Annotated in this window: 22 protein-coding genes; 6 read left to right on the top strand and 16 right to left on the bottom strand. The window is 53.5% G+C overall.

What is annotated here, in order from left to right; translation table 11 throughout:
- Positions 1 to 632: 632 nt before the first annotated feature.
- Complete coding sequence (locus tag MW898_RS08790) at positions 633 to 1,028, bottom strand: hypothetical protein (protein WP_248906354.1); 396 nt, start codon at positions 1,026 to 1,028, stop codon at positions 633 to 635.
- Positions 1,029 to 1,609: 581 nt separating this feature from the next.
- On the opposite strand from MW898_RS08790, the gene ddfA reads away from it, so the two are divergent.
- Both ddfA and MW898_RS08780 read left to right on the top strand, forming a co-directional pair.
- The gene (gene ddfA / locus MW898_RS08785; protein WP_248906352.1) at positions 1,610 to 1,861 is read left to right on the top strand and encodes a DdfA family disk-determining factor; all 252 of its coding nucleotides are present in this window, start codon (positions 1,610 to 1,612) and stop codon (positions 1,859 to 1,861) included.
- A 476-nt stretch (positions 1,862 to 2,337) separates the two neighbouring features.
- Positions 2,338 to 2,712, top strand: coding sequence for a DUF7344 domain-containing protein (locus tag MW898_RS08780; RefSeq protein WP_248906350.1), 375 nt, complete (start codon positions 2,338 to 2,340; stop codon positions 2,710 to 2,712).
- A 350-nt stretch (positions 2,713 to 3,062) separates the two neighbouring features.
- On the opposite strand, the gene MW898_RS08775 is transcribed toward MW898_RS08780, so the two are convergent.
- Positions 3,063 to 4,247, bottom strand: a complete 1,185-nt coding sequence (locus tag MW898_RS08775; RefSeq protein ID WP_248906348.1) for an inorganic phosphate transporter — start codon at positions 4,245 to 4,247, stop codon at positions 3,063 to 3,065.
- A gap of 769 nt (positions 4,248 to 5,016) precedes the next feature.
- Here MW898_RS08775 and MW898_RS08770 point away from each other — a divergent pair.
- Positions 5,017 to 6,072 carry an isocitrate/isopropylmalate dehydrogenase family protein gene (locus MW898_RS08770; RefSeq protein WP_248906346.1) on the top strand — a complete coding sequence of 352 codons (1,056 nt, stop codon included), beginning with the start codon at positions 5,017 to 5,019 and terminating at the stop codon, positions 6,070 to 6,072.
- A gap of 343 nt (positions 6,073 to 6,415) precedes the next feature.
- Here MW898_RS08770 and MW898_RS08765 read toward each other — a convergent pair whose 3' ends face one another.
- From MW898_RS08765 to MW898_RS08745, 5 genes are all read right to left on the bottom strand, one after another.
- Entirely contained in the window at positions 6,416 to 7,936 is a 1,521-nt protein-coding gene (locus MW898_RS08765) for a sulfatase family protein (protein ID WP_248906344.1), read from the bottom strand.
- Entirely contained in the window at positions 7,933 to 8,193 is a 261-nt protein-coding gene (locus MW898_RS08760) for a DUF1450 domain-containing protein (RefSeq protein ID WP_248906341.1), read from the bottom strand. Before MW898_RS08760 ends, MW898_RS08765 begins: the two co-directional genes overlap by 4 nt.
- A 143-nt stretch (positions 8,194 to 8,336) precedes the next feature.
- The gene (locus tag MW898_RS08755; protein ID WP_248906339.1) at positions 8,337 to 9,455 is read right to left on the bottom strand and encodes a Gfo/Idh/MocA family protein; all 1,119 of its coding nucleotides are present in this window, start codon (positions 9,453 to 9,455) and stop codon (positions 8,337 to 8,339) included.
- A 542-nt stretch (positions 9,456 to 9,997) separates the two neighbouring features.
- On the bottom strand, positions 9,998 to 10,642 hold the full coding sequence (locus tag MW898_RS08750) for a nucleotidyltransferase family protein (protein WP_248906337.1): 645 nt from the start codon (positions 10,640 to 10,642) through the stop codon (positions 9,998 to 10,000).
- On the bottom strand, positions 10,639 to 11,868 hold the full coding sequence (locus MW898_RS08745; protein WP_248906335.1) for a molybdopterin molybdotransferase MoeA: 1,230 nt from the start codon (positions 11,866 to 11,868) through the stop codon (positions 10,639 to 10,641). The genes MW898_RS08750 and MW898_RS08745 overlap by 4 nt, the downstream gene beginning before the upstream one ends.
- Positions 11,869 to 12,317: 449 nt before the next feature.
- Here MW898_RS08745 and MW898_RS08740 point away from each other — a divergent pair, with 449 nt between their 5' ends.
- The gene (locus MW898_RS08740) at positions 12,318 to 12,596 is read left to right on the top strand and encodes an amphi-Trp domain-containing protein (protein WP_248906333.1); all 279 of its coding nucleotides are present in this window, start codon (positions 12,318 to 12,320) and stop codon (positions 12,594 to 12,596) included.
- A gap of 184 nt (positions 12,597 to 12,780) precedes the next feature.
- Here the strand turns inward: MW898_RS08740 and MW898_RS08735 are convergent, their stop codons facing one another.
- Positions 12,781 to 13,551 carry an enoyl-CoA hydratase/isomerase family protein gene (locus MW898_RS08735; protein WP_248906331.1) on the bottom strand — a complete coding sequence of 257 codons (771 nt, stop codon included), beginning with the start codon at positions 13,549 to 13,551 and terminating at the stop codon, positions 12,781 to 12,783.
- 101 nt (positions 13,552 to 13,652) lie between these two features.
- Positions 13,653 to 14,414, bottom strand: coding sequence for an HpcH/HpaI aldolase family protein (locus MW898_RS08730; protein WP_248906329.1), 762 nt, complete (start codon positions 14,412 to 14,414; stop codon positions 13,653 to 13,655).
- Between the two features lie 155 nt (positions 14,415 to 14,569).
- Here MW898_RS08730 and MW898_RS08725 point away from each other — a divergent pair, with 155 nt between their 5' ends.
- Together MW898_RS08725 and MW898_RS08720 are read left to right on the top strand one after the other, a co-directional pair.
- On the top strand, positions 14,570 to 14,986 hold the full coding sequence (locus tag MW898_RS08725) for a hypothetical protein (protein ID WP_248906327.1): 417 nt from the start codon (positions 14,570 to 14,572) through the stop codon (positions 14,984 to 14,986).
- Positions 14,987 to 15,253: 267 nt separating this feature from the next.
- Complete coding sequence (locus MW898_RS08720) at positions 15,254 to 16,234, top strand: Gfo/Idh/MocA family protein (protein ID WP_248906325.1); 981 nt, start codon at positions 15,254 to 15,256, stop codon at positions 16,232 to 16,234.
- Positions 16,235 to 16,242: 8 nt separating this feature from the next.
- Here the strand turns inward: MW898_RS08720 and MW898_RS08715 are convergent, their stop codons facing one another.
- From MW898_RS08715 to MW898_RS08685, 7 genes are all read right to left on the bottom strand, one after another.
- On the bottom strand, positions 16,243 to 17,475 hold the full coding sequence (locus MW898_RS08715; RefSeq protein WP_248906323.1) for an MFS transporter: 1,233 nt from the start codon (positions 17,473 to 17,475) through the stop codon (positions 16,243 to 16,245).
- A 123-nt stretch (positions 17,476 to 17,598) separates the two neighbouring features.
- Positions 17,599 to 18,801 carry a branched-chain amino acid ABC transporter permease gene (locus MW898_RS08710; RefSeq protein ID WP_248909732.1) on the bottom strand — a complete coding sequence of 401 codons (1,203 nt, stop codon included), beginning with the start codon at positions 18,799 to 18,801 and terminating at the stop codon, positions 17,599 to 17,601.
- Positions 18,802 to 18,874: 73 nt separating this feature from the next.
- The gene (locus tag MW898_RS08705) at positions 18,875 to 19,915 is read right to left on the bottom strand and encodes a branched-chain amino acid ABC transporter permease (RefSeq protein WP_248906321.1); all 1,041 of its coding nucleotides are present in this window, start codon (positions 19,913 to 19,915) and stop codon (positions 18,875 to 18,877) included.
- The gene (locus MW898_RS08700) at positions 19,912 to 20,586 is read right to left on the bottom strand and encodes an ABC transporter ATP-binding protein (RefSeq protein WP_248909731.1); all 675 of its coding nucleotides are present in this window, start codon (positions 20,584 to 20,586) and stop codon (positions 19,912 to 19,914) included. Before MW898_RS08700 ends, MW898_RS08705 begins: the two co-directional genes overlap by 4 nt.
- 65 nt (positions 20,587 to 20,651) lie before the next feature.
- Positions 20,652 to 21,452: an ABC transporter ATP-binding protein gene (locus tag MW898_RS08695; protein ID WP_248906319.1), complete on the bottom strand. Its 801-nt coding sequence runs from the start codon at positions 21,450 to 21,452 to the stop codon at positions 20,652 to 20,654.
- Positions 21,453 to 21,455: 3 nt separating this feature from the next.
- A complete protein-coding gene (locus tag MW898_RS08690) occupies positions 21,456 to 22,796 on the bottom strand; it encodes an ABC transporter substrate-binding protein (RefSeq protein ID WP_248906318.1) in 1,341 nt (446 codons plus the stop codon).
- Positions 22,797 to 22,905: 109 nt separating this feature from the next.
- The gene (locus tag MW898_RS08685; protein WP_248909730.1) at positions 22,906 to 23,622 is read right to left on the bottom strand and encodes a helix-turn-helix domain-containing protein; all 717 of its coding nucleotides are present in this window, start codon (positions 23,620 to 23,622) and stop codon (positions 22,906 to 22,908) included.
- Positions 23,623 to 23,687: the final 65 nt, after the last annotated feature.

Genomic DNA, 23,687 nt, shown 5'->3' with positions numbered 1-23,687 from the left:
TGAGTGAAAGCCCGAAATCATGCCCTCATTCCGGTACTCGAACGTTAATTGGGCCATCAAAAATCAAATGTGTGCGAGCGATGTGACAATCTCCTCATTTCTATACGGGATTGCCGTTCTACTGGGTGAGACGACACAGTTAGCCACATCCGTATGCCATAATCATTCGATATAAATAGTTCGATAATGGGATATTACTTTTGCTTTCTCTGTATATCGAATTTTGGGCTATCGGCGAGATTGTCGTGTATTCAAATACAATCCTTTCGTGGAGATTCGGTGTTTCTTGTCAGTCACCGCGACTGAGTTCAGAGCATCGTGCAGTCTGTACGTATACCCATGACGGCTGTACCGTTGTAATTCTTTAGCCAGTGCTACTCTTTTATCACCACGCTCCATCGAAAGGCTGTATCAACACAGAAGGAACCGCTAACACCAATCGGATACTTCGAAATATATCAGTCGGGGGAGACACTCACTGGTGGCCGGTTTGTTGCAATTCCTGATTGACGCGTCTGATCTTGCCGCTATTGTAAACAGTACTTCCAAATTGTCACTGCTGTTCAACAGCGCGCACAATGGCGGCTTTGGCAAACATTCATCAGTTCGAGTCGATTCAGAGTAATGTTGGGTTACCCACTGGCTCCGAATCCGAGCAGTTGTGATCCTGCCCAGACTGTCAGTTTAGGCGGAGACATCTCGTTTTCGAACACGTGAGAAACGGTGTCCAGTGCTTGCAGACCTTCTTCCGGTATTTCGAGTTCGAGCGTTTCTGGATCAGTTGAGAGTCGACGAACAGCTCGTGTGAATCGTGCTCGACTCTGTCTCCCAAGGCCTGGCTCTCCGAATGCGAGGAGGACACCAAGTATTTCGACCGACGTTGGATCGAAGTAGAACGTCGCGCCAGCACCTAACCCGGTCGCACGAATAGCATCTGTAATCGACACGACGAAAGAAGCGTTATCCAAGGATGGTTGACGGAGATCCACGGTCTGTATCTGCTTGAGCGTGGGATCGATTGATGACATGAGATACCAATACTCTCAAATGTGTAGACGATAGTTATTCAGTGGATACAGTCTATCCGCTCAGCGTATACAGATCATATCAATTCAAACCGATGACGACGTGACTATCGATCGGTATTCAGTCTTGATTCAGCTGACGAATAGAGAGTTTTATCTGTATAGGCCTTAGCACGTGTTGATGCTACGCTTCGTATACAGACAGTACTCAGCGCTCGGTGAGTGAGTCTGTCTACCGACCTCTCATTGATATATTGGCAGGTAGGGGATACCTCAATTATAATTTAATTATCTGCCCATGATCAAATCTAAGATATGTAAAATATGATGTTGTTTATGATGGTGAAACGAAACGGAAATCTTGCAGAAATGGGTAGTACTGCCCTACCATCAAAACAACATCCCGGGGTGACACTTTCCTCGCCGCTATGAGTCAATGTCGATTCACTGTGGATGAGACGGGGGTTCTCGCCATCAACGGGGTTTTGTACGTGCAGGTCTTTATTATCTAGTGCTGGATGCTTCGACACCAAGATTGTCGTCATCACTCAGCTGTGAAATCTGAACCGTACCCCACCCATGTCATGACACCTGACGAACCGGATCTTCCACTCAGTATGACTGTGCTGGAACGCGTCGCGGAGAAGAAGCAGATCGACACACTCGAGCTCCCATCGCTAGACGACGCTGTCGATCCGGACGCACTTGATGCGCTGTATGCACCCAAACCAACTGGAGTACACCGTACCGGCTCCATGACTGTAACATTCGAATATGCCGGCTGTACCGTGGTAATTCACAACTCTGAAGATATCCGCATCATGTGTTCGGAGTAATTCTCATCAGCTGACGAGCAGTCCGATCGAGCGATGTGAAACCAATCGGTGGTCCATGGAGCGCTAGCGTGATGCTATTTCAATGATAGTGATATCCTTGTTACTCCTACATTTTGATTGGATTAATCTTGTCTCGATGAGTAATACGGTCGTGTATAAGATTCAATTGGTGGTAATCATGTACATAGCTTTGATGTTGTTGAAATGTATATTACATTCACAAGTTTTTTATTGGTGCGCACATGGTCGAATTCTATGAAAGATCGTATGGAATTGATCGACAGAACTGCTGGCCGTGTGGGAAAGGATACGGTAGCGTCGGTGTATGTGCCTCGATTACGAGAACTCAGTCGAGCGCGCGCTGGTGTGTCGCGTAGTTGTTTCAATCCTGAGCCCAGAAAGCGCGTTGAAAAGTACGAAACGAATGCAACGATTCCCGTAGTGGATTCGAAACTATCTCTGCTATCAATTAAACAATGACCTCACGTCGTGATCCAACATCGCACGTCGACGAACTGCGTGAACTATCCGACGAGGAGGAAACCCTCGACCCACTCAGTACCCTTCGTCGTCGTACTATCATTCGATATATGTCCCAACTCCCCTCCACGGATTCTGTCAGCACTACTGAACTTGCCCGTGTATGTGCGGCCGTCGAACAGGACGAGCCAATTCAATCACTGTCTCGGTCGGATTTCCGACGAGCTGTACAGGGACTACGTCAACGAGATCTGACTCGTCTTTCACTCATCGAAATCCTCGATACCAGTGACTCAGAGTCAATCGGTCGGGGGGAACGATTCGAAGAATACGCCGAGATGCTGGCTACGGTTGACGAGAAAATTCAGTGAATCTATCTGTGCGGGATAACTCACGACTCCTCGAAGCTGTTTGTATCGGTGGTGTGCATCTCTGGCGAGTGTACAATGTGTAGATAACACCGTCACTTCGAGATTTTCCAACCGAACGAAGAACTGAAACTGCCAGACAGTACAACTAAACAGTAGTCATTGTGTGTTCGCCAAGGCTGTAGAATATGATAAATAAGTGCCAGTATCCCACCCATTCTATAATTTATACGGAATATACTTTTTGATGTGACTAGTATAACCTATGTGTTATCTGAAATATCCAATGACTTGATCTAGCGTCTGGTGTGACCATCGCGGCGGTCGGGTTAGAGGTGTCAAAACAAGCCGGACTAAACAACGAACCGAAAGAGGAGATACGAGGCGATTGCAGAGATCGTCGGGGTAAGGATCCAGAGTGTGATCACTCGTGCAGTGGCTTTCGGATTGAAGAGATCGCTGGCCATGAGTTCACCGGGCTCCTCCTCACCGATATTGGCGACCGACTGTGAACCATCAGATTGACCACCGTTACTAGCGAGTGCATTCATCGACGTGTTCGGGCTGGTCTCTCCGTCGATAGCCGCCGTAGCCATGTCCGACAGTCGCACTGTTCGACTCGCGCGTCCCCAACCAAGGCCAACGATACACATAGTGGCACTCACCGCGAGACTCGCCGGGATACCAATCGATGAGAGGAATGTGATGAGACTCGCACTCACGACTTCAACAATAAGCGCTGCGAGTAGCGGAAGGTCTGTCAGATCGTTTCCAACAGTATCGAGTGTGCGCCGGGCGATCGTGAACGAACCGATGCCGATCGCCGCCGCAGCGAGAATGATGCCGATACTGATCGAGAGCTGGCCGCTGCCGACGAGTGGCGCAACGGCGTTTGCGGCGTTGCTCGCGCCCGCGCTGAACGCCATATAACAACCAATAACGATGACAAGTACGCCGCCTACGGCTTCGCGGCGGCTTGTCCCGGGAGCCGCACGTGGTCGCGGTAGCAGACCGGATTGATCGATCGTGAACACCGCACCGACTGAAGCATCAACAGCAAACCAGGCTTCGAGATGCGGATAGAGATACCGGCCAATGACGCCACAGAGCCAAAAGGCGATAATTGGTGCGAGTAACCACCACGAGACAATTCGTCCCATTACTGGCCAGTTGAGGCTTTCAGAAGCAATTCCCAGACCGGCTATTGAACCGACGGCAGTCATCGATGTCGAGGCTGGAACACCGAAGAGATTCGAAATCAGTAGCGCTAACCCCACGAAAAAGAGCACACCGATACTCGCTCCCGGCGTAAAGTAGCTCGCAGGGACGATCTCCCCTCCCATTGTCTGAATGACGTTTCGACCGACGGTCCAACCACCGAGAAACGCAAACCCGGTAAACAACGCAGCTGCACCGAGTTTAGAAATTGTCCGACTTCCGACTGCGGGACCGAACGCGACACCGGTTGAAGAACCACCAATATTGAAACCAACGAAGGCGGCGACCGCAGCTCCGACAAGAAGCAAACCATCGATCATATCCAACAATAAGTAGTGAGATAACTTAAACATATCCTATTTCTCTGCGTGAATGTATGGTTATGGGTCACAAGACCCCACGATATGAAAGATTAAAATTTTGAAAGGATATCTGTGAGTTTGCACACGCTACACGCCCGCTTATCGTAGATGATTCTCTGTGAGAAATTCTGTGTTGTTTTCCCGGATGGGTGTCATCCGAACGTTCGAAACATCAATCTGGAGCCCGCCGCGATGATACGTAGCGGACTGCGGTTTTTCGTGCTCGGTGATTTCAGTGTATTACGGTCGTCGAACAGTGAATCCCCGGCGATCGTATGTACAGCGTGCTGTTCGCTACATTCAGTATCCTTGTCTTTCAGTATATTTGAGATAATGATGGTGTGTTAAGAATACAATTAATACAATCTAGTTGCTAGTGAGTAAAATCGCGGGAGCTACTGAAATCCGCTATCGGTGGCACGAGGCGTCCACTGCCCAGATATTGAATAGTCGATGATTGTTCCATACTATGAGACGACCACAAACGTCACGGAGCATCGAAAAGTCGCTTTCAAAGCAGCTCCCCCGAGCATAGATGTGTGGGATGCACCGAGGTTATCTCTCGATGTGTGTGGTGGACTACGTTGGGGGAGTATCCCTGATGTAGATAGTATTATTTTAGATTGCATCTCGAAACAGTCTCAATGGCAACAGTCGATGACATCGGAATATGTGGTTATTAGCTCGAATCAAACCGAATATAAGCAGCGCCCCTGTGTAGTACGGTATGGCCTACAATATTGCGGTTATTCCGGGCGACGGTATTGGTACTGAAATAACGGATGCTGTGCTTCCACTGCTTGAACGGGGAAGCGAACACCACGGTTTCGATTTCGAGACAACCTGGTACGAGTGGGGGAGTGAACGGTACCTTCAGGACGGAGCAATGATGCCAGAGGATGGACTTGCACGCCTCGAACATTCGGACGCTATCTTTCTCGGAGCCGTCGGTCATCCGAACATCCCGGACCACGTCACGCTCAACGGACTCCTATTACCGATACGAAAAGGATTCGATCAGTACATCTGCAAGCGCCCGTCCATCCTGTACGACGGTATCGAGAGTCCACTTCGTGGATACGCGGCCGGCGATATCGACTTCGTAGTCTATCGGGAGAACACCGAGGGTGAGTACGCCAACATCGGCGGACGGGAGCACCGTGGATTCGATCACGAAATCGCCGTTCAGAGTGCGGTGTTCACTCGTGAAGGGACCCAGCGCGTTGTCCAGCAGGCATTCGAGGCTGCAACACACCGAGACGGAAGACTCACCAGCGTGACCAAATCGAATGCTCAGGCCCACAGCATGGTCTTTTGGGATGATATCGTCCAAGAGGTGAGCGAGGAGTTTCCAGATGTGACTGTTGAGGAACTCCTCGTCGATCGTGCGAGTATGGACTTCATCCGCCGTCCGGAGACGTTTGATGTCGTGGTCGCTTCGAATCTTTTCGGCGACGTTCTGACTGACATCGCCGCCACCGTTACTGGCAGTCTCGGTCTCGCGCCGTCAGGTAACATTAATCCCAGCGGTGCCTATCCGTCGATGTTCGAACCGGTGCACGGGAGTGCCCCTGATATCGCCGGACAAGGAATCGCAAATCCGCTTGCCGCTGTGCTGACGGGAGCGATGCTGTTCGAGCATCTCGGAGAGAACGAAGCAGCAGCAGCTCTCTCGACAGCCGTCGAAAGCCAGTTGGCGGACGAATCTGCGCCTCGAACACCTGATCTCGGTGGATCAGCGACGACGGCTGCTGTCACCGCCGATCTCGAAGATAGGCTCTGAGGCGGAGAGGGCATCGTATCTCTTATTGCACATTCGTTGTGTCTATCTCGAGCCGTAGCGAAGCAATCGTCGCCAGCCGTACGTTTTCTTTCGTGTCATTGGTGGGTATCACTGCGACAATGAAACCACTTCGGTCGCCCATCTAACAAGAATGGACACACCAAGCGTGGATAGTTCTCCCTGACTGAATGAAACTGATCAGGCAAGTATCGCTTCATTCTGGAATTGTACGACTTTGGTGTTACAAAGTTACATCCGTAATGACAAGGATATGCTATCGTGATGAGGGATCCTCGTGTCGGTACCGAGAGCGCCATCAACGCGTCAACGGGTTCACGTAGTCTCAAACTGGATCGAGATCCAACCGATCGTACTGGTTTTCGGGGGCATCTTTTTCAGACAACGCCTCTTGTAGTAGCCGTTGCATCCGCTCTTTGATCGATTGATCGTCTTCCGAGCGATCGTTCAGCTGTTCGGGATCAGTCTTCACATCAAAGAGCATTGGCTGATCGTTGCGAACGTATGACGGTGCGGAATATCGCCATACCGGGCAATCAGCGTACGGGAGATACTGCCCGGACTCCGCAGCGGGTTGTGAATCTGGGGGCGTAAACCACGAGTGCGGATTCACCATCTGCGTCGAGTAGCAGTCGCTATCGACCTCGGGATCACACGGGTGAAGATACGTGTACCGTCCGTCTGTGAGGTTGACGCTCGATCCCCAGTAGCCGTAAAGCACCCACTCACGAATCTTGTCATCACTGCCACTGAGTAGTGACAAGAGACTCTTGCTGTGTCGCCGATCAACGTCCGCAACGTCGAATGCATCGAGAACGGTCGAGTAGATATCGACAGCTGCGGTCAGCGCAGTGTGCTCCTCCATCTGATACTCTGGATGCCATATCATGAGCGGTGTGTGGGCGAGTACGTTGTACAGAGGGGCCTTGTACGGTTTGCCAACCCAACCGTGTTCACCGAGGAAAAAGCCGTGATCCGATGTGACGATGATCATCGTATCGTCCCAGAGCTGTTCGTCATCGATCGTTTCTAGGACACGCCCGAACCAGCGATCAACCATCGTTACCTTCCCTGCGAACTGCGAGCGGACGAAATCGAGCTCGCGGTCCGAGAGTTCGCCCTGTCCACGATCAGTTCGACCATACGCCGGCCAGTACGTGAGATCTGGGTCATCTGGGTCCTCGTCTGTATACATCGATGCGTACGGCTCAGGGATGTGGAACGGTTCGTGTACATCGAAGCTATCGACGTAACAGAACCATTCGTCCCACTCCTGATTCGATCGGAGCCAGTCGGCCACCGTCGAGAACACCTGTGGAGCGAAAAAATCTGATTCTGTATCGAACTCCGCGGTGTTTCGCGGATACTGGATAGGATTGTTGTAGCCGAAGCCTTCAGGATCGTCCGGAGTCGTAAATCCCAGCTTCGATGTGTCTAGGGATCTCGGTGCTGTTTTCCACGTATCGTTCTCGTGTCCGCGGATAAACTCGAAGCCGTTGAAATCCTCGAAGTACCCTCCACTCCCGTGTTGGAAGTAGTGGAAGTGATCGGTGATGAGCTTCGTCATCACGTCTGCATGGCGCAGCGCCTCTGGCAACGTCGTATCGAATGGTTCGATGGGTCCCCACGGACGCCAGAGGAACTCTTGCGTACCGGTCAACCACTCCCGACGAGCGGGCATGCAAGGGAGACTTCCTGCGTAGTGTGTGTTGAACACGGTAGCCCGCTCTGCGAAACGATCGAGGTTCGTCGTGTCCACCTCATACTCAATACACCACGGATCATCCTGATACGTATCAAGAAAATCACGACGCAGACTATCGATCGAAACGAACAGAACGTTCATCCGTCTGACCCCTCTGGGCGTTCACGCTTGGTTCCCGTTCCTGTTCCCGTTCGCATTCGCATTTGGACCTTCGCTTCGAGATCAGCGTGACTCTCGGCACAGAGACTCTCACCATCGAGGAGCACGAACGGCTTCGAGTAACAGGTGCCACAGCGCCGGAGACACGGCTTTTCGACGACGGTCGCGTCGAGTGTCACAAACAACTCTCGCGTGGCAGCGTCGACATTGGTTCGGCAGTATTCGATACAGCGTGTCATACACATACTACCACGAAAGAGTGCATAATTCCTCGGGCTGGAGTGATCCTATATTGGATTGATTCGAACCAGTCGTTCGTGGCCTCGAAATGAGCAGCCAAAAACGACGAGCGTGGTTCAGTTGGTTCTTGCTGTCGGGTACATCATCCAAGCATGATGGGTTCTTCGATGGCGTTTATCTCCGTGCCTTCTTTGAGGCAAATTGGGTGGCCGTTGTGTTCACTCGACTGATAGATAGCTTCAACGACGCGCTGGACGGTGAGCGCCTCGTCGATTGTATTGATTTCTAAGGGCTCGCCCGTTTGAACAGCTGACAAGAATCGATCGGTCTGCTCTTGTTTACTGTCTGGGCTGTCTGTAGTGATTTCGAGGTCAACGTGATGATCGACACCAACGTGTCTGGATTCGTGGAGTGTCAGATCTCCATTTTTCGTATCGAATGTGGCACCCGCATCAGTCCCTCGGAGAGAAATATCTCGTTTGTACCTTCCGTTATTTGCCCACGCAATATCGAGCGAGATGGTCTGATTCTGTGCGGTCTGCAACGTAGCCGTGACTGAATCTTCGACATCAAAGTCTGAACCGTCGCTCGTATCCTCACCCCACATGTGGAGGTAGTTGTACTCTTCACGATTACCAAACTCCTGACGAGTTGTCCCTGAGACGTGCGTTATGTCTGGATAGCCGAGAAGATACAGTGTTAGGTCGATTACGTGAACGCCGATATCAATGAGCGCACCGCCGCCGGCCATCTCTTTCGATGTAAACCACGTACCACGACCAGGAACCCCACGCCGACGGACGTAATTCGTCTCAGTGTGAGTTATATTACCTAAGTCACCACGTTCGACGTACGCTCGCAGGGCTGTGGCACTTGGCATGAACCGACTATGAAATCCCACGGTTCCGAATGCATCGGATGCCTCTGCTGCCTTCGCGATCTGTCGTGCGCTGTCAAGCGTGTGTGCGAGTGGTTTTTCGACCAAGACATTGATATTTTGCTCGAAGGCAGCAACCACCGCTGTCTCGTGGGACTTGTTCGGGGTCGTAACGATGACGGCATCGAGAGATTCCTTCTCGTACAGTTCGTCATGAGAGGAATACGCTGTGATACCATACCGTTGCTCGAACTCTTCGCGGGCGGTCTGGGCTATGTCGGCACCCGCAATTACGACTCCGTGCCCAGTGTTTCTGATCAGGTCAGCATGCCGCTGCCCCATCGATCCGAGACCGACGATGCCAACCCGTGCTTGTTTTATCATACCTCCCATATCCGATATCACCGGAAAGCACTGCTCGTATGTATGCATTATGATTGCATGATTGGCGTGTCACAACCTGACACGATCTCATTCCTGTTGATGGTCCGTATCGTCGACTATCACGACCAATGTCGATATCGATATCAGTATTTTCGATAGAATTTCACGAATTATAATTTGAGACAGACACAATTAGGTGTATTTTATGCTATGATTTGACGTTTTATTGGTGGTGCTTTAGATACGTAATCGCTAAAGTAGGCACAACCGATGGTACGGCTTGTTATCAGATTGAGTACTGTATTGTATGATGTTCACCGTATCGATATGAGCGTTGGTTGCTGATCGTATACCTCTCGTTATGGTATCGATCTACGTGAAGTCGCTGCCATCACGTATCGGTGAAGAGCGGCACCATCTATCTTATTACTTTTGTTTATAAGCTTCTACTACAATTCATTCTATCTATTTCGTGATGTACTCGAAAACGTGATATTGTCTCTATATCCATTGTGAACTCCTGCTGCGTCCGCACGATGGTGTCAGCGATAGTAATTGTAGTCCGCAATGGTGTCGATGTCACGGGTAACCCCAGGATCGGACGTCTCGACAAGAGCTGTCTCGTCTGATTGGACGATGAGTTGTCGTCCACCGCGATCGCCTTCAATTTCGGTGAGAGCGTCGTAATGGATGGCATCAAACAGCGTTGGGTTTCCTCGCTTACGATCGTAGGCGGCCGCGAGGATAGTGTAATCGGTAGCGACGTCGGTTCGTACCAACAAATCGATGGTTTCGGACCGAACGAACGGCATGTCGCCCAGTCCGAATACGATCGCGTCCCACCCACGATTACGCCCGACGACAACGCCGCAGTGGAGCGACGTGCTCTGTCCCTGATCGTAGTCTCTGTTCACGACAAGTGATACATCGAGACCGTCGAGCGCTTTTCGAACGGCAGCGGTGTCGTGGCCGATTACGACAACGACATCGTCGAGAGACGCGAGAAACGTTCGAACCGCCCGACGGACAATTGGCTCACCGTCGATGTTGTTCAAGAGCTTGTTTCCATCTGCGTAACGCGTTCCCATCCCGGCAGCGAGAACGACACATCCGACCGTCTTTCCAGTGCGTTCGACCGTATCGAAATCATGCGGGTCGAGAACTGGGATTTGGTCCTGATTGCTCATTCGAGCACCTCATACGGTACGACTTCGACTGTTTCATCTTGTTTTACGGCGTGGTCAGTAATAAAGAATCCGTCTGCACGCGTCGCTCGCGTCGATGACGAAAGCACGCTTGGATCAAACGTCTCTTCGTACACACGAAGCGACGAGGAGACGTGGCCAAACGGGATAGCAGCTCCGTCTTCGAACTGCACGGGAACAGCGTACTCGAAGCCGTCCGGACCGATATCGACACGCTGAGTCACTGATGCGTTTATTGTCGGAAGGGCCGTATTTCCGCCGAGGAAGAGCGGGCGTGCAATGAGAGTCACTATCGTATGCGCACCAACTGGCTTTCCCGGAACAGCAACAACTGTTGTCTCTGGTAGTTCAGCGAGTGCAATGGGTTTTCCCGGCCGAATACGTACTCGATGAAAGTCGATCTGTCCCAACGCTCCAAGCGCTTGAATGACGTGATCTTTCTTACCGACGCTGGTCCCACCGGTCGTCAGCACCACGTCGTACTCCTGAGCGAGGTCGCCGATACGATCCTCGACTCGCTCGTATTCGTCTGGAACTGTTCCCTCGTATGTCGCCTTGTGTCCCCACGACCTGAGGAGTTCGGCGAGCATCCACGAATCGAGATCGGAGGTTTTGCCCTCGTGGATCTCCGATCCAGTCGCAAGCAGGGCAACTGAAAAGACCTCTCGGACATCGACAGTCTCGTATCCAAGATCTTGTAACAGGATCGCATCTTTCGCCGAGAGGCGTTCACCTGCTTCGAAGAGCGTTTCACCAGCGGTGACGTTGCTCGCGCGCCCATACGTGTACGTCCCCGATTCGAGATCGGGACCGTTGAGTTGCCTATCTCTGACCGTCGCCACTTCCTCTTTGAGTACGGCTGTCGCTCGTTCCGGCAGCGGCGCACCGGTAGCGATACGGACTGCCTCCCCCGATTCGAGTGTCGGTGGCTCATCTTCCGGAAATACTTCGCTGTCGATGAGTTCGAGCGGATACTCATCAGCCGTGTCAAACGCGTACCCATCCATTGTCGCATGATCGAACGCTGGAACGTTTTCCTCGGCAACGATCTCCTCTGCGAGCACACGCCCACCGATCCCCTCGCCGAGCGCAATCGTCTCCACTGACTGGCGAGCGAGTGCGCTCTGCCGGGCATCGAGCATGCGCCCGACTGCTTCCGTCCGCCAGAGCATGGTATCGTGCTCTTCTCCCATATCTACTGGTCGCATATCTGTGCATAAATCATTTCGGATGGATAGTTCTTCGAATCCAGCGCCGGATGTGATTTATCGAGTGACCCTGTATCCGACTCATGCGGTACTCGATCGATTACAGACGTACTCTTGTAACTGCACCAGAGATTCCTAACACATTGAGTATTATTTGTTCTCTGTGTACCGCGAAAGATGAGACATAACTGATTGTAACGTTCGGAGATGCTATCAACTATCTGACTCTATATATTGGACAATTATGAATATATGTGTTTGTATCTTATTGGTGAAGGAAAATCGACTATTCGTTTCGTAGATTCGATTGGTGCTCGTATATGAACCAGTAGCAGCCGAACAAACCGTACGTAAGGTCGGTCGCTCGTAGGGCAACTCATGTGTTCGACGAACGATCTCGATACTCAGTAGTGAGCAAGCTTATACGAACGGATGACCTGCAGAGAGGTATGCCAGAAGAAGTTCTGTTCGAGAGTGAACGCCGGCAATCGCGTGAAGATATCGCTGAATACCTCCGAACAGTCGCCAAAAAACTAGAAGCAGGCGAAACAATCACCCTGCGTGCAGCCAGCGACTCGGTTAGCTTGGAGGTGCCTCCCCAACCGACGTTCGAAGTAAAGGCCGAGCGCGAAGGAACCGATCCGAACACCGAACTGAGTATCGAATTCGAACTTGAATGGAAGGAGAACGAAGAGAGCGGAGAGAGCAGCGATCTGACGATCGAGTAGACGGTCCGATCCCACTGTGGTGGACCGTGAGAGGAACAGGAGCGTTACAAGCGTGATTGGCCATCAGCTAATCGATGAGATCGAGAATCCATGCCCGACAGCTATGTCAGGTGTCACTTCTATCACGTTCTGGATTACTTTGTCTCTCTAATTATTTTTGTATCGTTGTACTCGTATCCGACGATTATCGACCGGTGAATTCGGGCTCTCGGTTTTCGACGAACGCACAAATGCCCTCAGAGAAGTCCTCTGTTTGGACAATTCGCTCTTGTGCGCGTGCCTCAGCAGCGAGGGCTTCTTCTACCGAGCGGTGAGCGTTCCGTAAGAGAAGGCGCTTTGCTTCGCCGACCGCTCGTGTGGGCCGCGAGCACAGCATCTCGACACGCTCGGTGACAACATCGTCCAGCTCAGCGTCTGGGATTGCCTCTGTCGCAATACCGAGATCGACGGCTTCGGCGGCACTGACTCGCCGTCCAGTCGTGAGCAACTCCATCGCTGTCCGCATCCCGACGAGTCGTGGGAGAACGTAGGTTGCGCCAGTGTCGGGAGCGAGACCGATGTCGGTAAAACCCCACCCAAACTCAGCGGAGTTGGCGGCATAGACGAAATCACAGGCCGTAGCAATAGACGCTCCCGCCCCGACTGCTGGTCCCGAAACCGATGCAACAACGGGTTTTTCCATCCGTAAGAGGCTGGTGGCGATAGCGTTCAACCCGCCTTCGAGCTCTGCCGCTGGACCACCCGCACCGATCTCACCAGCGAGATCGATCCCTGAACAGAATGCGTCACCTTCGCCAGTGACGACTACACAGCGAACTGACGAATCGTGTGCAAGCGTGCGGAGGGATTCAGCCATCGTCTCGCACGCTGGGCCAGAAAGTGCGTTCTTTCGCTCAGGGTTCGATATCGTAACGGTCGCTACATTTTCTTCGTGGCTGACGTCAATCTGTGTCACAAACTAACCTATTCGAGGATGTTCCTAAACCCGTTGTTTATCTTTCGCGTTCGTACCGACAGTTTCCGGTGATACAGAGCTGATCTGCTTTTTGTTTGTGTCTACTCTGTCACGAAGGCTTCGATGCCGGTGCGCATGAAGCTCAAATCGGCACCGAGAAGAAAGAATTGAAATCCACGATTTGCTCGCTCGGTTTTGATTCCTGGTGTTCGGCCAGCAATCCCCGGATGAATATCGTTATCCAGCGCTGCCTCTCGCACTCGTTTGACAGCATTCTGTACCGTTGGATGCTCCGTTTTGCCGGGATACCCAAGTGCAGACGAGAGGTCGTTTTCTCCAACGAACGCCACATCGACCCCATCGACCGAGAGAATCTCATCGATAGCAGTGACTGCCGGCGGCGTCTCGATTTGGAGGGTAATGAGCACCTCATCGTTCGCAGTATCGACGTATTCATCGAAATTACTCCCGTATGCATTTGCTCGGGTAGTGCCTGCGACGCCACGCTCGCCTGCTGGCGGAAACTGTGCTGCTCGGACAACGTTTTCGGCGTCCGCAGGGGTTTCGACGCCTGGTACGATAATTCCGTGCGCACCAGCGTCGAGCGCGTGTTTTGCTCCGTCTGAAACGGCTGTTTCAACGGATGCAAGCCGCACGAGCGGCGTAGCGTTTGGTTCAACTGCTCGAATTAGTGCTTCAACACGTTCGGGCGAATGAGGAGCGTGTTCGGTATCAATTCCAATCCAATCGATTGCTGTCCGTGAGAGTACTTCTGCAGCCCGTACACTCCCCGACAGGAGCCATGCACCAGCAACTACACCGCCGTATTCGAGCTTTTTGAGGGTTTGGTTCACGAGAGACATGGATGTATATTCGGCCACTCTGATATAAGTGGAGGTTTTGACAAATGTAGCCATTTGATATTGATAGACTCCAGTAGCTTATCGTGTCTCGGTCAATACGAAATTAGACACCTTTCGTAGAAACGCTGATTGTGATGAGCGGGCTAGTTTTACGTATGCCCGTGTCAGTCTCTGCTTCCGACGGGTGGCTTCGTGGTGTGTGGGACTACTACTGGTTCTACACTCGCACGCGAACCGGTGTACATGCGGCGGCCACTGCAGCTTTAACCGCGTTTGGCTTGTTGGCTTACTTCCATCAGGGGTTCGTGCTTCTGGCGATTGCCGCGTACGTGTTCCCTCCGCTCTATCTCTACCTCACGACTGATGAGGCTGAGCGTGCCCGAATACAAACGGAGAACGAACAGACAGTAGACACTGACTCGAAAAGAGCAGTGAGCGACGGTGACACGGATTCTGATGGATCGGATGGTGACACGGATTCTGATGGATCGGATGGTGACACGGATTCTGATGGATCGGATGGTGACACGGATTCTGATGGATCGGATGGTGACACGGATTCTGATGGATGACTGAGGAGATCCTTGGGCGATTGACACAGTCGCAGCGACGGCCCCAACCGTCGCTCACGCCCGACGGTATACGGACATTTTGTCACAACAAACCATGAACTAGAGCTGAACAATACTCTATGTGTTTGACACCCAGATCCGAGATTGTGCCCCGTACTTCGTGAGTCAGAATCGGATCGGTCACTTACTCTACTAGATACCACACATTTGTGAACATTCAATCGAAATTGGCAAAAGATCTTCATCCGTTCTTACCTATTTTCACTTATGGCGATCCACTTCGGTGTGATTGGTACGGCAACGATCGCACAACAACGGTTCATACCAGCCATCGAAAAAACTGATCACACGATTCGCGCGATCGCTTCTCGTACGGAGGAAAAAGCACAAGCAGTGGCCACGACCCACGACATCCCTCACGTGTACGAGACATACGACGACCTCCTCGAACACGCGGAGATCGATGCAGTGTACATCCCACTCCCGAACAGCAAACACGCCGAGTGGATACGCAAATCGGCCGATCACGGCCACCATATTCTATGTGAAAAACCACTCGGCGTGACTGCAGACGAAACGCGTGCGGTCGATGCCTACTGTGAAGATCGCGGGGTTACGCTCATGGAAGGACTCATGTACCGGTATGTACCGCGCACAGAACGTGTCATAGAACTCGTCAGTGAGGAACTCGGCGAGATCCGATCTGCGACAGCAACGTTCCATTCAGAACTGCGGGGATTGCCAACCGGGATTCGGTTCGATCCGGCGCTCGGTGGTGGAAGCTCACTCGATGTCGGGGTTTATACTGTCGATGCTGTCCGAATGTTTCTCGGAATACCGGATCGTGTCCACGCGTATTCCTTCGATATGCACGATAGCGGCGTCGATACACAAATGACAGCACTCTTTAAATACGATCAGAACGCAACTGCAACCGTCTCTGCGTCGTTCGATACTGCCGAATCACAGTACTATCACGTAATCGGCACTGAAGGGTGGCTAACCGCCGAGCCGGCGTTCTCTTCTCCAGATGTAAACACATCGATCCAATACGAGATCGGGAATCGACGAACAACTGAAACGTTCCCGCCGGTCGATCCGTATCAGCTCGAAATCGAACACTTCGCCGAATGCATCGAGGACCATCTCTCACCACGAACGAATGCAGCCCAAGCAGCACAGAACGCAGTGATTCTCGATGCGATACAAGAAAGTGCAGTTTCAGGATCGAGCGTGCAGATTGACTGAAGTCGGTTTTATTCACTAAATGTCGGCGTCTGTGACAAATCGAGTCGGAGGAACGATGGAAGCGCAACGACGACGATACCTGCCTCAAGGAGTCCAGCGGCAAGGAACGCAGCACCATAATCGAAAGAGTCGGTAATGACACTTCCAACGACGAATCCGGCGAGAAAACCAAGATTGCCGAAAATGTTGAACCCACCCATTGCGACGCCTCGATCAGTGTCTGTTGCGAGATCGGAAACCAACGCCATCGTCGCTGGTGAGACGAGCGCACCAAAGACTCCCAACAGAACCATCGTACACCCAGCGAGCCACAGTGTCGGTGCCAGATACACTGCGATAACAGTGCCTCCGTAGAGAAGTGAGCCGATCGCAACTGGAAGCTTTCGTCCAATGCGATCCGAAACGACTCCCAATGGATACTGTAGGAGTGCGAAGGGAACAAAGAACAGTCCTAGCATGAGACCAGCCCCGCCTGCATCAAGAGCGAACGTCTCCCGAAAGTAGATCGTGCCGATCAGTGCGAAAAATCCGGCTGTAAGACGGTCCATGAACCCGAATGCGTACGGGAAACCCAATGCAGGGGTTCCCCGGAGACGACGGCCAACATCGCGCAGTCCCATTCGCTGTCCCGATGGAGAGCGGTCGGTGACCCGAGTGGCCAACCCTGCAGCGAGTAGAAGCGCAACACTCGCAATCCAGAGCGGAACGAATGCGCCTTGTTCGTACAGCTGGCCACCGATCGGTGCACCGAGTGCTGTTCCTAAGCCGATCGCGATGCCAGCTGCCCCCATGTTCTGTCCGTGTCCTCCCTCAAGATCCATGAGCATGGTCATCGCCAGTGAGAACGCGGCAATCGTGAGTGCTCCTTGGAAGAAACGTAATACGAGGACTGTTTCGAAGCGGACACCGTATCCCTGCCCAAGGAACGCGAGGATGGCATAACCCGCAGCCCCACCGAGTCCACCAACGACAATAAACGGGATACGACGGCTGGTGCGATCACTCAGCGCACCCCAAAAGCCTGAAAAGAGGACGAATGCGGCGAACTCGGCACCAAGAAACCACGTGCTGGCGTCGAGATCTGTTGTTGCACCAAGGGCCGTGACCAAATCGGTGACGCCTGGATACAACAACACCTGCGCGAACAGAACGACAAAAATCACGAGCGCCAAGGTGGCACGATCGCGTTGAACCACCGTTCCGAACGGAATCCCTTCGCGTCGATTCGCATCAGTAACCATTCGGCCGTGTGTACTCCCTCGTGCTGATTATAGTCATCGTTCGAGAGCGATAGCATCATCGTAGTGTTACCAGAGTGGGTGTCTGTGCTGGTTTCTCTGTTCTTCGGTTCTTTACTGAGGGGACTATCGGCGTCGTTCGACCCATCCCATCAGCCACGAAGTCACTGTTCCCTCGGAACGTTTCTGGATTGTTCCCAACAGCCCGTTTGGCACGTAGAGCACGAAGAGCACGAAGAGAAGGCCAAGATAGAGGCTCGCGTGGCCGTTCAGAAACGTTTCGACCGCTGCCCGAACCGTGACACCGAAGAGATCGGCATCGAGTACACTCGTCGGGAGGTGCCCACGGAGATAGGGGAGCAGACCACCTCCTGTGCCACCGGTCGAGAGGAACTCCCGGACAGACTCATCGAACAGTCGGCCGTAGAGCGGTCCAGCGAGTGTTCCGAAGCCGCCCAGTATCGAGGCAAGCAGCGCGTCGCCGGTCACGAGGAAAAACAGCGAGTTGTCGGGCGAAACCGACCGCCGGACCCCAGCGAAGAGCGCACCGGCAATGCCAGCGAAAAATCCACTGATCGCAAACGCTGCCAGTTTGTACCGAAACGTGTCGTATCCGATTGCGCGAGTGCGCGCTTCGTTTTCACGAATGGCAACCATGATCCGGCCGAACGGCGAGTTGAGAATTCGCTGCATCGAGAAATAACAGAGCAGTACGACGAATCCAATAGCGTAGTAGGTAACCTCAGTGGCGGAAAGCGAGATGATCCCCAGGAATCCATTGACTTCATCACCAGTGAGCTGTCCGATGGCGACCGTTAGCTGATCGATGAACGGGACGCCGATCTCGAAGCCATCGGAGCGACCTGTGACAAACACTCCGTCGCGCGGATTCGAGCCGACGTATCGCCAGCCACGCACGAACACGTACAGCACCTGTGAGAATCCGAGAGTGATCATGGCGAAGTAGACACCGCTGAGCCGAAACGACACGCCGCCGATGAGCAGAGCAAGCACGAGCGCACACATCCCAGCGAGTATCAGGAGAACCATGAACGGTGTTCCCGATGGCACGAATGGAATGGTGCCATTTGCCGCGAGCACGACGAAGTACGCGCCCGTGCCGTAGAACGCGGCGTGCCCGAACGAGAGATAGCCGGTGTAGCCGCTGATAAAATCAAAGCTCATAGCGAACAGCCCAAAGTAGAGCACTGCGGTCATCGTCTCGATATCCGGAAGCACAGCTACTGCTTCTGCACCAAGCACCGAACTCGTGAGCACCGCGTGGAGCGCGGGATACAGCGAAAGAAACGCGATCACTCCGAGGTGAATGGTGTGCTCGTGGATGTACTGAGAGAGCCAGTGGTCTTCGTTCGTTTCGGTCGGCTCGTTCGGCGTTGAGGTGCTAATGACCGCCCACCTCCGCAAGACCGAACAGCCCCTGTGGACGTACGATCAGCGTCACAATCAAGACGAGAAAGACCATCATCTCGGGGAGTCCGGTGAACTGAATCGCGTTCTGGAACCACCACGTCATCGTGCTGTCGACCAGTCCGACAAGTACCCCAGCGGCGACGGTCCCACGGAACGTTCCCAGTCCACCAACGATGACTACGACGAACGCCGGGAGAAGGGTTTCCGTCGCAAGCGGCACGCTTGCACCCCAGTTCGGATCCCACAACAGGAGTGTACCAGCGACGCCCGCCACGCCAACACCGAGTGCGAACACCACCGTGAATACGCGTCGAACGTCGATACCGAGCGCCGAAACCATCTCTGAATCGTCACTGCCCGCCCGCACGATGAGTCCGTATCGGGTGCGGGTGAGAAAGGCATGAATCGCAAGTACGGTCACGACACCGAAGACGATCTCGAACAACGCTAATCCAGGGACACTCACCGAGCCAACGGTAACCGAGCGCGTGAGAATATCGGGTTTTGTCCCCAGCGCGGCTTGCCAGTCGCTGATGGGTTGAAGTCCGTAGAACGTAACGACAATGCGCGCGAGTTCATCGAGCACAAGCGTCACCCCGAAGGTGAGGAGTATCTGGTAGATCGGGGGTCGGTCGTACAACGGCCGAATGAGTGTTACTTCGAGGAGGCCGCCAAAGACGGTTAATGTCCCGAACACGACGACAACCGCTCCGAAAAACAGCACGAAACGAGCAGGATCGCCCGTCGTACTGGCGACGAGAGCGGTGAGCACCGTACCACCGAGATAGGCACCGATCATCGTCAACGAGCCGTGCGCAAAGTTGAGAACACCCATCAATCCAAAAATGAGCGTGAGCCCCGTCGCAATCATGATGTACAACGACGCTTTCGCCAGCCCGTTGAGAAACACGGATACGAGCGTCTCGAACTGGAAGAACTGTCCGAGCACATCGGCTGTGAGCGGAACCCCCGCAACCGAACAGTGAGACAGCCAAGCGATCACACCACTCATGAAGAGAGATACCCCCGGAGCGCGTCATCGGCGCTGTTGTCGTCGGTTGTACCACTCTCGACAATCTGTCCATTATCGAGCGCGTAGAATCGATCGGCGAGATCGAACGCGAGCGGCAAGTTCTGTTCGACGAGCAGCACCGTCTGCTCGGTTGCCGCGATGCTCTCTGCGACCGCGGCGACGATTTGTGGTGCGAGTCCCTCGCTCGGTTCGTCGACGAGCAACAGATCATTGTCGCCGACGAGCGCGCGGGCAATAGCGAGCATCTGCTGTTGCCCGCCCGAGAGCGTACCAGCCTTACGCTGGGCGAATCGTTCGAGATCCGGAAACGTCTCGTACGCTGTATGTAGGGCGTGCTCGGTGTCGACGGACGCGATACGGAGGTTTTCTTCGACCGTGAGATCCGAAAAGATCCGTCGTTCTTCCGGGATCCAGCCGATACCGCGTTCGGTTACTTCGTGGGGTCGCTGTCCGATCAGCTCCTCTCCCTGGTAGCGAATCGATCCCGCTCGCGGCGGTGTGAGCTGGAGAATCGAACGGAGCGTTGTGGTCTTACCCACCCCGTTGCGGCCAACGAGCGCGACCACCTCCCCCTCACGTATATCGAACGAAACGCCTTCGAGAATGTGACTCTCGCCGTAGTAGGTCTGAAGCCCTTCGGCGACGAGCAGCGGCTTCGACTCAGGAGGATCGCCGCTGGCAGCGCCCGTCTCCTCCGCTGTGTGCCTGTCTGCGCTCACGCCGTTGTCCCCTCCGTTCCTCTTTTCGTACCGCTCGCATCTTTCCAGTCGTCCGCGTAGCTACCGAAGTACGCCTCCTGTACAGCCGGATCGTTCTGAATTGTTTCGGGATCGCCGTCTGCGATCACTGCTCCCTGATGGAGAACGACGATCCGATCAGAGACGTTCATCACAATGTCCATGTTGTGCTCGACTAACAGCACCGCGTGGTCGTCAGCCACGTCGTGGATGAGCGCGATGATTTCCTCGACGCTCTCGCTCGAAACGCCAGCGTTCGGTTCGTCTAAGAGCAACACGTCCGGATCACCCGCCAACGCGATTGCCACTTCGAGCTTGCGCTTTTCGCCGTGGCTCAAATTCGATGCGGTCGTCTCGGCCTCGCTTGCAAGACCAACACGTTCCAAGATGGAGTGTGCTTCCTCGATATACCCATCAAACGCCTTTGTGTTTCGCCACAGCGTGAATGAATCGTTGCCGTGTGCTTGCGCCGCGATCCGTACGTTCTCCGCTACTGTACTCCCTGAAAAAATATTCGTTATCTGGTACGATCGGTGAAGTCCGAGTGAGGCTGTCTCATCCGTGCCTGCTTCCGTCATATCGCGCCAACCTCGTTCCGTCTTGAGTTCGATGGTTCCGCTACTCGGTCGTAATGTGCCGGTCAGGAGATCGAAGAACGTGGTCTTTCCCGCCCCGTTCGGTCCGATGAGCGAACAGAGTTCGTCTTCGAGTTCGAAGTCGACCTCGTCGACAGCCGTCAGCCCGCCGAATCGTTTCGTCAGTTTCTGAGTCCTGAGCATGGCTTACAGTTGGCAGTTCATCTCGGAGTTGTCGGTCGGAATGGTTGTCCGATCCGCCGAAACACGAGCGAGCGGTTCGCTCGGTTTGATCGGTGCTTCCCAATTTTTCTGTGAACTCGGAACGCTGTTTGCGAGCGTCATCGCAGAGCGAGCCTGATTGTGTTTCTCGAAGGTGTAGGCATTCTTGCCCTTGGGCGATGCCGTGACGGTCATCTCACGAAGCGCCGACACCACGTCGTCGCTCGCCGTCGATCCGCTTTCTTCGACTGCTTGGACGATCGCTGAAGCGGCAGTGAACGTTCCCGAGGAGAACAGATCGGGAACAACGCCGTAGGCCGTCGTATAGCTGTCGACAAACGAACTGTTGATCTCGTTGTCGTACTGGTTCCAGTGATACCGCGTCGTGAACGGGCCAAGTCCGGTTCCCTTCAACTTCTTCTCCGTGAGTGGTTTGCCGAGTACCTTCTGCAGGGTCTTGCCGATGATCGAGACCGTGATCTTGGTGGCAAAGCCTCCGAACACTCGGTAAGAGTACTCACCATTGAGAAATGTGGTGAACAGTTGTGGTAGCGTCGCCACGGTGAACCCAGCGACGATACCGTCTGCTCTCGCCTTCTCTGCGTTGTCGAGCAGGCCCTGCCATTCGGAGTAGCCCTGTGGGACGAACTTCTCGCCGACGATCTCGACACCGTTGTTCTCCAAAACGGTTCGGTAGTTTTCGACGACGGCCCGCCCAAAGCTGTAGTCTGCACCAAACAAGTACACTTTCGAGACTTCGCTGTTCTTTGCGATGTACGCTCCTCCCGAACGAGCGTCCATCGCGGTGTTCTCGCTCGCCCGGAAGAGATACTGGCTGCACGTCTCGCTGTTTGCTGTGAGAGACGCCGAGGCCGCGGGACCAACCATTGTCGGGACCTGTGCCTGTTTGGTCACCGTCGTGGCGACCTGTGTCGCCGACGAGGAGGACGCACACCCGAACAGGAGATCGACGTCGTCGTCCTGAACGAGGTCAGTCGCCAGCGATTGAGCACGATTGGCATCGAGCTGGGTGTCTCTGACCAGCAAGACGTAGTCAGTCCCGCCGATTGTGACTGTTTTTTCTCCCGTCTTCGCCTCTGCGGTGAATCGATCATCGCTCTTGTGATTGAGTCCCTCGTAGAATCCCCACAGCGACTGCTGTCCGTAGTATTTCAAGTCGCCGGTGAGCGGCTGAAGAACTCCGATTTTCACGGTTTCCGATGCTCCGCTATTGGTCGTCCCATTGGTACAGCCTGCGAGACCAGCCGCACCCATCCCTCCAAGAGCGGTAATGACCCGACGACGTGTGATGTCATTCGTTTCCATGACATACGTCACAGTGTGCCTATCGTAGTATCAATCACTGGGTTAATATGTTAATACATTATAGGATACATTTGAGACAGCTAAAATAGATCCCCACACGATGATTTCACTACTTCTGGTTTTCATCGTCGATATCATCGAGAACATCGACCACTCGTGAGAGGACGCGTTCCTGACCGCGTCGCAGATTGTTCGAGACCGCAGGCTTTGAGACACCGAACTCCGAAGCAAGTCTACCGAGGTCGGTATCGCGCGGACGGTTGAAGTAGCCACCATCAACTGCGGCTTCGAGCGTACGCCGCTCGGTCTTTGAAAGATCACGGCAGCCGTCTACGAGCGTCATCGCTGCGCCAACGGACTGGGCGTAGCCCTGCATCTCGCCAAGGCGCAACTCTTCGCGCGCTTCGACGGTGAACTCGTTATCAGCAGCAAGCGCAGAAAGAGCACCTTCAGCGTGCTTCTCGCTATCGAAGCTCACCTGCCAGCGTTCGCTTCCTGATTCGATGTGGAACGGTCCCGAAATGTAGCCGTTGTGAGTTTGGATAACGTCCATCGCGTCCGTCATCGGAATAACTGACCGGATCCGGGCAACTCCCTCTCGTTTGGCAACGAGTTCGTATTCGAGAATCTGGTCGTGTTCGGGGAGCGTCCCGAGTCCCGCATCGAGAGTCGCACGATCACTACCGTCGACCACCATTCGGGTTTCGAGCGTCTCGGCTGTACGATCGAACTCCCAATTGAGTGTCGAAAACGCCACGTCGTGTTCGTCGGTCGCCGCAATGTACGGACAATCGTACTGCTCCACGTCAAGAACGAGTTCGATCATGATCTCGGATTTATTACTCATGAATTTTCATTATTCTATAAAACTCTTTCGCTGCAAATGATTAT

Origin of the sequence: Halocatena marina (assembly GCF_023276375.1) — an archaeon.
GTDB lineage: Archaea > Halobacteriota > Halobacteria > Halobacteriales > Haloarculaceae > Halocatena > Halocatena marina.
The sequence above is the reverse complement of the archived record's forward strand: the minus strand, read 5'-3'. Positions and strand labels throughout refer to the sequence as shown.

Bases quoted from the DNA above. Each gene is read 5' to 3' on its own strand.
- MW898_RS08755 (WP_248906339.1), bottom strand. From the start codon at position 9,455: ATGATAAAACAAGCACGGGTTGGCATCGTCGGTCTCGGATCGATGGGG.
- MW898_RS08720 (WP_248906325.1), top strand. From the start codon at position 15,254: ATGGCGATCCACTTCGGTGTGATTGGTACGGCAACGATCGCACAACAA.
- MW898_RS08775 (WP_248906348.1), bottom strand. From the start codon at position 4,247: ATGATCGATGGTTTGCTTCTTGTCGGAGCTGCGGTCGCCGCCTTCGTT.
- MW898_RS08790 (WP_248906354.1), bottom strand. From the start codon at position 1,028: ATGTCATCAATCGATCCCACGCTCAAGCAGATACAGACCGTGGATCTC.
- MW898_RS08725 (WP_248906327.1), top strand. From the start codon at position 14,570: ATGCCCGTGTCAGTCTCTGCTTCCGACGGGTGGCTTCGTGGTGTGTGG.
- ddfA (WP_248906352.1), top strand. From the start codon at position 1,610: ATGACACCTGACGAACCGGATCTTCCACTCAGTATGACTGTGCTGGAA.
- MW898_RS08745 (WP_248906335.1), bottom strand. From the start codon at position 11,868: ATGCGACCAGTAGATATGGGAGAAGAGCACGATACCATGCTCTGGCGG.
- MW898_RS08685 (WP_248909730.1), bottom strand. From the start codon at position 23,622: ATGATCGAACTCGTTCTTGACGTGGAGCAGTACGATTGTCCGTACATT.
- MW898_RS08780 (WP_248906350.1), top strand. From the start codon at position 2,338: ATGACCTCACGTCGTGATCCAACATCGCACGTCGACGAACTGCGTGAA.
- MW898_RS08715 (WP_248906323.1), bottom strand. From the start codon at position 17,475: ATGGTTACTGATGCGAATCGACGCGAAGGGATTCCGTTCGGAACGGTG.
- MW898_RS08695 (WP_248906319.1), bottom strand. From the start codon at position 21,452: ATGCTCAGGACTCAGAAACTGACGAAACGATTCGGCGGGCTGACGGCT.
- MW898_RS08705 (WP_248906321.1), bottom strand. From the start codon at position 19,915: ATGAGTGGTGTGATCGCTTGGCTGTCTCACTGTTCGGTTGCGGGGGTT.
- MW898_RS08730 (WP_248906329.1), bottom strand. From the start codon at position 14,414: ATGTCTCTCGTGAACCAAACCCTCAAAAAGCTCGAATACGGCGGTGTA.
- MW898_RS08690 (WP_248906318.1), bottom strand. From the start codon at position 22,796: ATGGAAACGAATGACATCACACGTCGTCGGGTCATTACCGCTCTTGGA.
- MW898_RS08740 (WP_248906333.1), top strand. From the start codon at position 12,318: ATGCCAGAAGAAGTTCTGTTCGAGAGTGAACGCCGGCAATCGCGTGAA.
- MW898_RS08765 (WP_248906344.1), bottom strand. From the start codon at position 7,936: ATGAACGTTCTGTTCGTTTCGATCGATAGTCTGCGTCGTGATTTTCTT.
- MW898_RS08770 (WP_248906346.1), top strand. From the start codon at position 5,017: ATGGCCTACAATATTGCGGTTATTCCGGGCGACGGTATTGGTACTGAA.
- MW898_RS08750 (WP_248906337.1), bottom strand. From the start codon at position 10,642: ATGAGCAATCAGGACCAAATCCCAGTTCTCGACCCGCATGATTTCGAT.
- MW898_RS08760 (WP_248906341.1), bottom strand. From the start codon at position 8,193: ATGACACGCTGTATCGAATACTGCCGAACCAATGTCGACGCTGCCACG.